At 49.8% G+C, this 1,218-nt stretch carries 1 protein-coding gene; it reads left to right on the top strand.

Translation table 11 applies throughout. The features are described from left to right. Positions 1–1,218 (top strand): MATE family efflux transporter (locus T494_RS0111535; RefSeq protein WP_028506418.1); only part of this gene is annotated, 1,218 nt, incomplete at both ends.

The following is a 1,218-nucleotide window of genomic DNA, read 5'->3' as shown; positions in this document are numbered from 1 at the left end:
GGGGATCTCGCCTCAACAGGCGTAGGCATTGTTTTCACACGAGAGGTCGGAGCTATGAGAAAACGCCGTGCCGACGAGATATTCGGGCAGGGGCTCATAATCAGCATTGGTCTCGGACTGATCTCCGCGCTTTTGATTCTTGTGTTCCAAAACGCCTATTTCAGCGTGAGCGGCATCACGGGAGAAACTCTGGAACAGGCGACCAAGTATTACCGACTCGTACCTATCAACGCTTTTCTGACCATTGTGATATTCTATCTTGAGCAGATGGTCTACAGTGACGGAGACGAGCTTTGCAACAACATCTGTTACGGCTTCCAGATAGGCGGAAACATCATCTGCTCGATCATTCTGACAAAATTCTTCGGAATGACGGGTATCATCTTAGGCTCGGTAATAGGCAACGGTCTCGGTATCCTCACCTGCCTGTGGCACTTTTTCCGCAAGAACAACACACTGCATTTTGTGTGGCACCTGTCCTTTAAGGATTTTCTGCTTACATCGAGGTACAGCATCGTGGATTCCTCGGTATATATCTGCTGGGGCTTGATGGACTATGTAATGATAGGTTTCATTTCACGCAGCTACGGCAATTCAGGCTTGATTGCGCTTGCCGTGGTCGTCAGCCTGATAGAGTTTGGTGTCGTTCTTGACGGCGTAGGAATGGCGATGCAGCCGCTTGTTGGCACTTATTACGGAGAAAAGAATCACAGGCTCATAAAAAGAGTTACGAGGGCAGGAATCAAAGCTGCGATCATAGAAGGCGCTGTGGCGACCTCGCTGATCATGATCTTTGCAAAGCAGTTCTGCGCACTGTTCGGAGTTACCGAGGGAGCGTCGCTCACTTCGTCGATAACAGCCATTCGGATAGTCTGTCTCGGATTTGTGTTCTGCAGTATGGTGTCGCTCACCACTTCTTACTATATGCTGATCGACCGCATAGGTATGGCGACCTGCATAGCGTGCTTTCAGAACGGTTTGTTATATATTCTCCTGCCGATACTCGGATCTGCCGTTTTCGGCATAAACGGTCTGTGGGCGGGATTTGTCGCTGCTCCGATACTGACGCTTGTTTGCGCTATGCTTTTTGTGTATCTGAGGTTCGGCAAAAACGACTTCCCGTTTTTGCTGGGCGATATGGATACCGAGATCGTTGTTCTTGACGATACACTTAGTCCTCAGTCCGCAACCGCACTCTCCGTACAGGTCGCAGACTTG

The sequence above is a fragment of the Ruminococcus sp. FC2018 genome (assembly GCF_000621805.1).
Lineage (GTDB): Bacteria > Bacillota > Clostridia > Oscillospirales > Ruminococcaceae > Hominimerdicola.
This window is presented reverse-complemented; position numbering and strand designations above follow the sequence as displayed.